The sequence below is a fragment of the Streptomyces sp. MB09-02B genome (assembly GCF_033794485.1).
Lineage (GTDB): Bacteria > Actinomycetota > Actinomycetes > Streptomycetales > Streptomycetaceae > Streptomyces.
The window spans coordinates 1-10117 of the sequence record NZ_JARGEE010000337.1 but is presented as its reverse complement, the minus strand read 5'-3'; the positions used below and the strand labels follow the sequence as shown (position 1 = coordinate 10117).

Genomic DNA, 10117 nt, shown 5'->3' with positions numbered 1-10117 from the left:
AGGGAAACGCCCGGTTACATTCCGAACCCGGAAGCTAAGCCTTACAGCGCCGATGGTACTGCAGGGGGGACCCTGTGGGAGAGTAGGACGCCGCCGAACTCCTTTTAGAGCTCTGGCTCTTGGGCACGATGCCCAAGAGCCAGAGCTTTTTTGCGTTGAGGTAGGGTCAGGGGGCATCGTTGGCTCATTTTCTCCCAGGAGGCCCCCGGGTGGAGGTCCAAGAGACACGGGTCCAGACGGACCGGGTCCTCACCATCCCGAACATCCTCAGCATGGCGCGGCTCGTTGGCGTTCCCGTCTTTCTGTGGCTGATTCTCTGGCCCGAGTTCGGCGGCCCCAAGGCCGACGGCTGGGCGCTCCTGGTGCTCGCTCTCAGCGGCGTCAGTGACTATCTGGACGGCAAGCTGGCGCGACGCTGGAACCAGATCAGCAGCCTCGGCCGGCTTCTCGATCCCGCGGCTGACAGGTTGTACATCCTGTCAACTCTGGTGGGCCTCACATGGCGCGAGATTCTGCCGTTGTGGTTGACCGGTGTACTTCTCCTGCGTGAGCTGGTTCTGCTGGTGATGGTGGGCATCCTTAGACGGCACGGCTATCCGCCGCCGCAGGTGAACTTTCTCGGCAAGGCGGCCACGTTCAACTTGATGTATGCCTTCCCGTTGCTCCTGCTCAGTGACGGAAACGGGTGGATCTCGTCACTCGCTGCGATTTTCGGATGGGCGTTCGCCGGATGGGGTACAACGCTGTACTGGTGGGCAGGGATCCTCTACGTGGTTCAGGTCCGCCGACTCGTCAGTGCGGACGCCATGGCCGATTGAGCCCGCCCAGGGGGTAGCCCTTAGTGGCTCGATGGCCCGCGTCGGAAAAGTGCGGGACAATCTGGACGGGTGAAGTCGGCTAGACCGTCTCTTCAAGGAGGACGCTTCCGACATGAAGGCCGTCGTGATGGCCGGAGGCGAAGGCACACGCCTTCGCCCCATGACCTCGAGCATGCCCAAACCGCTCCTGCCCGTGGCGAACCGCCCGATCATGGAGCACGTACTGCGGCTGCTCAAAAGGCATGGGCTCAATGAGACCGTCGTTACTGTCCAGTTCCTGGCGTCACTCGTCAAGAACTACTTCGGGGACGGCGAGGAGCTCGGGATGGAGCTCACCTATGCCAATGAGGAGAAGCCACTCGGTACCGCCGGGAGCGTCAAGAACGCCGAGGAGGCGCTGAAGGACGATGCCTTCCTCGTCATCTCCGGCGATGCCCTCACCGACTTCGACCTCACCGAGCTCATCAATTTCCACAAGGAAAAGGGTGCGCTGGTCACCGTCTGCCTGACACGGGTGCCGAATCCGCTGGAATTCGGCATCACGATCGTGGACGAGGAGGGCAAGGTCGAGCGGTTCCTGGAGAAACCCACCTGGGGCCAGGTCTTCTCCGACACCGTCAACACGGGCATCTATGTGATGGAGCCCGAGGTTTTCGACTATGTCGAGGCCGATGTCCCGGTCGACTGGTCCGGCGATGTCTTCCCGCAGCTGATGAAGGAGGGCAAGCCGGTCTACGGCTATGTCGCCGAGGGCTACTGGGAGGACGTCGGCACGCACGAGAGCTATGTGAAGGCTCAGGCCGACGTGCTGGAGGGCAAGGTCGACGTCGAGATCGACGGGTTCGAGCTCTCGCCTGGCGTGTGGATCGCCGAAGGTGCCGAGGTGCACCCCGACGCCGTGCTGCGCGGGCCGCTCTACATCGGGGACTACGCCAAGGTCGAAGCCGGCGCCGAAATCCGCGAGCACACCGTCGTGGGCTCGAACGTCGTCGTGAAGAGCGGGGCCTTTCTGCACAAGGCGGTGGTCCACGACAACGTCTACATCGGGCAGCACAGCAATCTGCGTGGCTGTGTGGTCGGCAAGAACACCGACATCATGCGCGCCGCACGGATCGAGGACGGCGCGGTGATCGGCGACGAGTGTCTCGTCGGCGAAGAATCGATCATCCAGGGGAACGTGCGCGTCTACCCCTTCAAGACGATCGAGGCCGGCGCGTTCGTCAACACCTCGGTGATCTGGGAGTCCCGAGGACAGGCCCACCTGTTCGGGGCCCGGGGCGTCTCCGGCATCCTGAACGTGGAGATCACCCCCGAGCTGGCCGTGAGGCTCGCGGGAGCCTACGCGACGACCCTCAAGAAGGGCTCCACGGTCACCACCGCCCGTGACCACTCCCGAGGTGCCCGCGCGCTCAAGAGGGCCGTCATTTCGGCGCTGCAGGCCAGCGCCATCGACGTACGGGACCTGGAGAACGTACCGCTGCCGGTGGCGCGGCAGCAGACCGCGCGGGGCAGTGCAGGCGGGATCATGATCCGGACGACGCCGGGGGTTCCCGACTCCGTCGACATCATGTTCTTCGACGGACAGGGCGCCGACCTGTCGCAGGCCAGCCAGCGGAAGCTGGACCGGGTGTTCGCGCGGCAGGAGTACCGGCGCGCGTTCCCCGGTGAGATCGGGGACCTGCACTTCCCGGCCAGCGTGTTCGACTCGTACACCGGTTCGTTGCTCCGCAATGTCGACACGACCGGGATCGCCGAGTCGGGGCTCAAGGTCGTCGTGGACGCGTCCAACGGCAGCGCCGGGCTGGTGTTGCCGAGTCTGCTCGGCAAGCTCGGTGTCGACTCGTTGACGATCAACCCAGGTCTCGACGAGTCGCGCCCGACGGAGACGGGCGACATGCGGCGGTCGGGGCTGGTGCGGCTGGGCGAGATCGTCGCGTCCTCGCGAGCCGCGTTCGGCGTGCGGTTCGACCCGGTGGGTGAACGGCTGTCGCTCGTCGACGAGAAGGGCCGGATCGTCGAGGACGACCGGGCCCTGCTGGTCATGCTCGACCTGGTGGCCGCAGAGAGGCGGAGCGGACGGGTCGCACTGCCGGTGACCACCACCAGGATCGGCGAGCAGGTCGCCGCGTACCACGGCACCCAGGTCGAGTGGACGACGACCTCGCCGGACGACCTCACGCGGGTCGGCGGCGACGAGACGACGATCTTCGGCGGCGACGGGCGTGGTGGCTTCATCGTGCCGGAGTTCAGCAGCGTCTTCGACGGGACCGCGGCCTTCGTACGGCTCATCGGACTGGTGGCGCGCACGCAGCTCACGCTCAGCCAGATCGACGCGCGGATCCCGCGGGCGCATGTCCTGAAGCGGGATCTCGCCACTCCGTGGGCCGTCAAGGGCCTGGTGATGCGCCGGGTCGTGGAGGCGGCCGGGGACCGTTTCGTGGACACCACGGACGGCGTGCGGGTCGTGGAGACCGACGGACGGTGGGTCATGGTCCTGCCGGACCCGGCCGAAGCCGTCACGCATCTGTGGGCCGAGGGGCCCGACGACGCCTCCGCGCAGTCCCTGCTCGACGAGTGGTCGGCGGTCGTGGACAGCGCCGGCCGCTGAAACACGTCGTACGCGCGCGTGCCGGACAAGTGCCCCCAACGGGGCCTGTCCGGCACGCCGGTGGGGCCATTCGGAGGTACCGGCCGCGACGTGCGACGATGTGCGGCATGCCGCAGCAGCCCCCCGTTCGGAGCACACCCGCGCGCCCGTCGCGTCCGGACGCCTCCATGTCGCTGCTCAACAACGTCATGGACCACAGCCTCGACGACGGATACGCCGAGGCCGCCGCCCGCAAGAAGGCCGCGGGCACCGAGGGCATGCCGAAGACGGTGCGGGCCAAACTGGGACTCGCGGTCGGTCTGGTCCTCGCCGCCCTGGTGGTGACGGTGGGTGCCGCGCAGGCGCGGATCAGCGCGCCCGTGGTCGCCAAGGAGCGTGAGGAGCTCATCGACCGCATCCAGGAGGAGACCACCGCGGCGGACAAGCTCGAGGACTCCGTGGACGAGCTCCGGGACGACGTGAGCGCACGCCAGCGCAGGGCACTCGAGGACGACGGCGGCAGTGACGGGAACGACCTGACGAGCATCCTGTCCGGCGCCGTCGAGGTGCACGGCCCCGGAGTCCGTCTCGTCGTCAACGACTCCAAGGGCGCCGCCCAGGGCGGTGACGGCGATCCGCGCGAGACCTCCGGCTTCTCGGACACCGGCCGCGTGCGGGACCGGGACATGCAGCGGGTCGTCAACGGGCTGTGGGAGTCCGGCGCCGAAGCCGTCTCGATCAACGGTCAGCGGCTCACCGCGCTGTCGGCGATCAGGGCCGCGGGCGACGCGATACTGGTCGACAACAAGCCGCTGGCACCGCCCTACACAGTCCTCGCGGTGGGGGACGGGCAGCGGCTGAGCACCAGGTTCCAGAACAGCCCCGACGGGCTGTATCTGCACGCCCTCCAGGAGAACTTCGGCATCCGCACGAGCATCTCCGTCGAGGACGACATCAAGGTGCCGGCCGCGCCGAGCGTGATCGTACGAACAGCAGAACCCAGCACAGAGAAGGGCACATCGTGATCGCCGTACTGGGCCTCGTCCTCGGTGTCGTGGCCGGACTGTTGGTCCAGCCCGAGGTACCGGCGGTGGTGGAGCCGTACCTCCCCATCGCCGTGGTGGCGGCGCTGGACGCCGTCTTCGGCGGTCTGCGCGCGATGCTGGACGGCATCTTCGACGACAAGGTCTTCGTCGTGTCGTTCCTGTCGAACGTGGTCGTGGCCGCACTGATCGTCTTCCTCGGCGACAAGTTGGGCGTCGGCGCCCAGCTGTCCACGGGCGTCGTGGTCGTCCTCGGGATCCGCATCTTCTCCAACGCCGCGGCGATCCGCCGGCACGTGTTCCGGGCGTGAGGCCGATGAGCGACCAGGACCGTACGCCGGATCCGAAGCCGACTCCCGGTGCGGGCGGGGACGACACACCGACGGCCCGGCTGCGCCGGGAGCTTCCTCAGGAGGTGGCCCCCACGGCCGCCGAGGAGCCCGGTGAGGCGCCTCAGGAGGAGAAGAGCAAGCTGACCGGGCGGCGGCGGCTGGCCCAGGGGCTCTGGCCGCCGCGCTTCACCCGTGCCCAACTCATCGTGGCCCTCCTGCTGTTCGGCCTCGGCTTCGGGCTGGCCATCCAGGTGGCGTCCAACAACGACGACAGCGCCCTGCGCGGAGCACGCCAGGAGGATCTCGTTCGCATCCTGGATGAACTGGATGACCGTACGCAGCGTCTGGAGGAGGAGAAGCAGGGTCTCGAGGATCAGCGCACCGAGTTGGAGACCAGCTCGGACCAGGCCGAGGAGGCGCGCAAGCAGACGGTCGAGAAGGAGCGGCAACTCGGCATTCTGGCGGGCACCGTGGCGGCGCAGGGGCCCGGCATCACACTGACGATCGACGACACGAAGGGGACGGTCGAGGCGGACATGTTGCTCGACGCGATCCAGGAGCTGCGCGCGGCCGGCGCGGAGGCGATCCAGGTGAACGGCGTACGGGTCGTGGCCAGCACGTATCTGACCGATTCCGACGACGGGATCAGGGTCGACGGGAACAAGATCACTCAGCCGTTTCGTTTCAAGGTCATCGGCAATCCGCAGGACCTCGAGCCCGCACTGAACATCCCCGGAGGCGTGGTGCAGACACTGGAGAAGGAGCAGGCCACCGTGACGGTGCGGCGGGCGGAGGAGATCGTCGTGGACGCCTTGCGAGCGGCGAAGCGGCCTGACTACGCTCGGTCGTCCTCCCAGTGAACCGCAGGTGCATGGGGCCCGTCCGGCGAGGGCATGAGGTTGCGGGGGGTCGGCGCACCGAATGGGTGGTGCGTGGTGGAAACTGTCCGGTGGGTACGGACGTTGTGAGGTTGTCCGGCTCGGCCGGTGTGTTCAGTCAGGGTTCGTCCTGCCCCACGGGCGGGTCTGTTTCGGTCAAGGGGAATCGCCCGTGAAGTTGTTTGCGAAGTTGTTCGGCAAGAGCGCGCGAGAGGGTAGCGACAACGCGACCTCCCGTCATCGCGCGCAGCCTTCGGAAGCGGAGGGCCAGGGCGGTGAGCGCCCCATGTTCCGGGACCAGGTCGCTGGTCCGGGAGGTGACATTTCCGGAGGTCAGGGCGCGCCGTCTGTTGACCCTGCCCAGTCGGGCCGCATAGGTTTCGGTGATCCGTCAACCTCAGGTACGGGTGGAGGGTTCGCTTCAGACCCGTATGCGTCCAATGCCCCGGCGGGGCAGCCGCGGCAGGAGGATCCGTCGATGTCGGCCCTGGTGTGTACGAGGTGCGGTAACCGCAACGCGGAGAACAGCCGCTTCTGCTCGAACTGCGGTGCTCCGCTGCGGGCCGGTGCGACCCCCGAGCGTCCGTCCGAGACGACCTCCACGATCTCCATCTCGGGCCTCGAGGCCTATGACTCCGAGGTCACCGGCCAGACCCAGCTGCCGGCCCTCTCTCCCGAGGCACAGGCCGCCGTCGACGCGCTGCCGCTCGGCTCGGCACTCCTGGTGGTGCGTCGCGGCCCGAACGCGGGCAGCCGCTTCCTGCTGGACGGCGATCTGACCACGGCGGGCCGTCACCCGCAGAGCGACATCTTCCTGGACGACGTGACCGTGTCGCGTCGCCACGTGGAGTTCCGCCGGGGCCAGGACGGCTCGTTCACGGTCGCCGACGTCGGCAGCCTCAACGGCACGTACGTCAACCGTGAGCGGATCGACCAGGTCGCCCTGCACAACGGCGACGAGGTGCAGATCGGCAAGTACCGGCTGGTCTTCTACGCGAGCCAGCGGGGCTACTGACCCTCCCCCGGACCGCGTCCGGGGGGACCCCAGGGAAGGTCCATGCTTCGAACAACGAGCGGTGGTGCCGGCCACGGCACCGCCGCCGCGGACAGTGGCCTGATGAGCATCGGCGCGGTGCTGAACGCACTGCGCGAGGAGTTCCCCGAGGTAACCATCTCCAAGATCCGTTTCCTGGAGTCGGAGGGGCTCATCGAGCCGCAGCGGACCCCCTCGGGGTATCGCAAGTTCAGTGCCGAGGACGTCGAGCGCCTGGGACACGTTCTCAGGATGCAGCGGGACCACTATCTGCCGCTCAAGGTGATCCGTGAGTATCTGGAGGCCCTGGAGCGGGGCGAGGACGTACGGCTGCCGGCCGTGGGGCGTCAGCGTGACGTCGGCGACGGAGAGCGCCTGAGCGAGCTCCTCGGGGAACCGGAGGAGCCGACGGCCACCCGGATCGGGCGCGGTGAGCTCCTGGCCGGCGCCGGGATCGACGAGGAGCAGCTGGCGGAGTGGGAGTCGTACGGGCTGGTGGCCGCGCTGCCGGACGGGTCGTACGACGCCGAGACACTCACCGTCGCCACGCTTGTGGTCGAACTGGGTCGGTTCGGTATCGAGCCGCGGCACCTGAGGGTGATGCGGGCCGCCGCGGACCGTGAGGCGGGGCTTGTGGACCAGGTCGTCGCGCCTCTGCGGCTGCACCGTAATCCGCAGACCAGGGCGCACGCGGAGGACCGGACGCGGGAGCTGGCCGGGCTCACCGTGAAGTTGCACGCGGCTCTGGTGCAGAGCGCGCTGGGCGTACGGCTCCGCTGAGGCGCGGTGTTCGCCTGTGGCGGATCGGTCGGCCGATCTGGGCTCGACTACCCAAACATCCCGGGCACGGCCTAGGGTTGCTGTGTGAACGAGCTCGATGTCGTAGGTGTCCGGGTCGAAATGCCCTCCAACCAACCGATCGTGCTCCTGCGCGAAGTGGGAGGCGACCGTTACCTCCCCATCTGGATCGGGCCGGGGGAGGCGACGGCGATCGCTTTCGCCCAGCAGGGCATGGCGCCCGCGCGGCCGCTGACCCACGACCTGTTCAAGGACGTGCTGGAGGCCGTCGGCCAGGAGCTCACGGAAGTGCGCATCACCGACCTGCGTGAGGGCGTCTTCTACGCGGAGCTGGTGTTCGCCAGTGGGGTCGAGGTGAGTGCACGGCCTTCCGACGCCATAGCGCTGGCGCTGCGTACGGGAACGCCGATCTTCGGGAGTGACGGGGTGCTCGACGACGCGGGCATCGCGATCCCGGACGAGCAGGAGGACGAGGTGGAGAAGTTCCGCGAGTTCCTCGACCAGATCTCGCCCGAGGACTTCGGCACGAACAGCCAGTGAGGCCGGCGGGTGGTCGTGCGGGGCCGTGAGGCCTCGGCGCCGCCGGTCGCCGATCCCCTGCAGGTGGAGGGCTCGTGCTGCGGTGACGGCGTCCGAGCGGGGCTCCGCACATGCCGGGGGCCGGTGCGGCGTCGGGCGGCTCCGCCGGAGGGCATTCGGCTAGCCTTTCCCCGCGGGAGGGCACGCGAAACCACTCTCAGGGTGATTATCACTCGGCGTGGCGAGTGCGGTGGTCGTTGACGCACCCGGGGTGGCTGCCTACCGTCGACAAGGCAGGTCAAGGACGGAGGTCGGCGTGAGAAGCAGCGGCGACGGTACGGCTGGGGGTGCCCCCGAACGCAGGCTGGGGGACGGCGGCCCGTACCCAGGCTCTCGGCTGCGCTCGAGCTGGGGGGACCCCCATCACGGCAGCGCGGCCGGTCACGTCCCGCAGCGGCCCGCGGCCGTGCAGGACAGCGCGGGGGCGGCGTCCGAACCCCATGAGAACGTCGGCTATCGCGGTCCCACCGCGTGCGCGGCCGCCGGCATCACCTACCGGCAGCTCGACTACTGGGCCCGCACCGGTCTCGTGGAGCCGAGTGTGCGCTCCGCGCAGGGCTCCGGGACGCAGCGCCTCTACAGCTTCCGGGACGTCGTCGTCCTCAAGATCGTGAAACGGTTCCTCGACACGGGGGTGTCGCTGCAGAACATCCGCACCGCCGTCCAGCATCTGCGGGAGCGGGGCTTCAGCGACCTGGAGCGGATGACGCTGATGAGCGACGGGGCCACGGTCTATGAGTGCACCTCGCCCGACGAGGTCCACGCCCTGCTCCAGGGCGGCCAGGGGATCTTCGGGATCGCCGTCGGGGTCGTTTGGCGTGACGTGGAAAGCGCTCTCTCCCAGCTGCACGGGGAGCGGGTGGACACCGGGGAGACGCTCGTGGGTCACAACCCGTCGGACGAGCTCGCACGGCGTCGGAACAGGGCGGTCTGAGGGGCGGCGCGGAGCCGGGCGGTGTGGGGTGAACGCCGCCGCGACCGTGGCACAGGGGCATTGTCAGTGGCGTAGGGCAGCATCGGAGATGTGAGAACCGCGCCCACGATCCTGCATCTCGACATGGATGCCTTCTACGCCTCGGCGGAGCAGGCGTCCAAGCCGAGTCTGCGGGGGAAAGCCGTTGTGGTGGGCGGGCTGGGGCCGCGTGGGGTGGTCGCGACCGCCTCGTACGAGGCCCGGGTCTTCGGGGTGCACTCGGCGATGCCGATGGCGCAGGCGCGCCGGCTCGCTCCGAACGCCGCGTATCTCACGCCGCGCTTCACGTTCTACCGGACGATCAGCGATCAGGTCATGGGGCTGCTGCGGGACCTGTCTCCTCTGGTGGAGCCGTTGAGCCTGGACGAGGCGTTCGTGGACCTGGAGGCGGGGAGCGCGGCCTGGGACGAGGACTCCGCGCGGCTGGTGGGAGCGCGGTTGCGGGCGGACATACGGGCGGTGACCGCGCTCACCGGCTCCGTGGGGCTCGCGGCCTCCAAAATGCTGGCGAAGATCGCCTCCGAGCAGGCCAAGCCGGACGGGCTGGTGCTGATCGAGCCCGGGACCGAACGGGCCTTGTTGGGGCCGATGTCCGTGCGGATCCTGCCGGGGGTGGGGCCGGCGACCGGGGACCATCTGCGGCGGGCCGGGATCACCACGGTCGAGGAGATTGTGGAGGCCGGCGAGGACGAGGTCGTACGGCTGCTGGGCAAGGCGCACGGGCACGGGCTGTACGCGATGGCGCTGGCGCGGGACGACCGCGCGGTGGTGGCCGAGCGGGACACGAAGTCGGTGTCGGTGGAGGACACGTACGACGTCGACATCCATGACCGGGTGCGGGTGCGGATGGAGGTGCAGCGGCTCGCGGACCGGTGCGTGCGGAGGTTGCGGGGGGCCGGGCTGTCGGGGCGGACGATCGTGCTGAAGGTGCGGCGGTACGACTTCTCCACGCTGACGCGGTCCGAGACGTTGCGGGGGCCCACGGACGACCCGGCGGTGGTGCGGGAGCTGGCTGTTATACAGATCTGACACTGCAAAAGAAAAGCAATGAGAAAAAAAAAAAAAAAAAAAAAAAA

At 68.4% G+C, this 10117-nt stretch carries 9 protein-coding genes, 1 rRNA gene and 1 pseudogene; all 11 read left to right on the top strand.

Annotated elements, in window-relative coordinates; all coding sequences use genetic code 11:
• Positions 1-99: ribosomal RNA gene (rrf, locus tag P1P70_RS33415) — 5S ribosomal RNA — on the top strand; the annotation flags it as partial.
• A gap of 110 nt (positions 100-209) precedes the next feature.
• Positions 210-818 carry a CDP-alcohol phosphatidyltransferase family protein gene (locus tag P1P70_RS33410; RefSeq protein ID WP_319109547.1) on the top strand — a complete coding sequence of 203 codons (609 nt, stop codon included), beginning with the start codon at positions 210-212 and terminating at the stop codon, positions 816-818.
• A 112-nt stretch (positions 819-930) separates the two neighbouring features.
• Positions 931-3426: a mannose-1-phosphate guanyltransferase gene (locus P1P70_RS33405; protein WP_319244488.1), complete on the top strand. Its 2496-nt coding sequence runs from the start codon at positions 931-933 to the stop codon at positions 3424-3426.
• Between the two features lie 98 nt (positions 3427-3524).
• On the top strand, positions 3525-4430 hold the full coding sequence (locus tag P1P70_RS33400; protein WP_319244486.1) for a DUF881 domain-containing protein: 906 nt from the start codon (positions 3525-3527) through the stop codon (positions 4428-4430).
• Positions 4427-4759 (top strand): small basic family protein, encoded by a 333-nt coding sequence (locus P1P70_RS33395; RefSeq protein ID WP_319244485.1) that lies wholly within the window; start codon positions 4427-4429, stop codon positions 4757-4759. The genes P1P70_RS33400 and P1P70_RS33395 overlap by 4 nt, the downstream gene beginning before the upstream one ends.
• A gap of 5 nt (positions 4760-4764) precedes the next feature.
• On the top strand, positions 4765-5640 hold the full coding sequence (locus P1P70_RS33390) for a DUF881 domain-containing protein (protein ID WP_319244483.1): 876 nt from the start codon (positions 4765-4767) through the stop codon (positions 5638-5640).
• Between the two features lie 61 nt (positions 5641-5701).
• Complete coding sequence (locus tag P1P70_RS33385; protein ID WP_215451069.1) at positions 5702-6673, top strand: FHA domain-containing protein; 972 nt, start codon at positions 5702-5704, stop codon at positions 6671-6673.
• Between the two features lie 42 nt (positions 6674-6715).
• Positions 6716-7471 (top strand): MerR family transcriptional regulator, encoded by a 756-nt coding sequence (locus P1P70_RS33380; RefSeq protein ID WP_319244480.1) that lies wholly within the window; start codon positions 6716-6718, stop codon positions 7469-7471.
• Between the two features lie 84 nt (positions 7472-7555).
• On the top strand, positions 7556-8029 hold the full coding sequence (locus P1P70_RS33375) for a bifunctional nuclease family protein (protein ID WP_005475662.1): 474 nt from the start codon (positions 7556-7558) through the stop codon (positions 8027-8029).
• Between the two features lie 295 nt (positions 8030-8324).
• Positions 8325-9002: a MerR family transcriptional regulator gene (locus P1P70_RS33370; protein ID WP_319244478.1), complete on the top strand. Its 678-nt coding sequence runs from the start codon at positions 8325-8327 to the stop codon at positions 9000-9002.
• Between the two features lie 90 nt (positions 9003-9092).
• Positions 9093-10055 (top strand): annotated as a pseudogene (locus P1P70_RS33365) (DNA polymerase IV); the annotation flags it as partial.
• Positions 10056-10117: the final 62 nt, after the last annotated feature.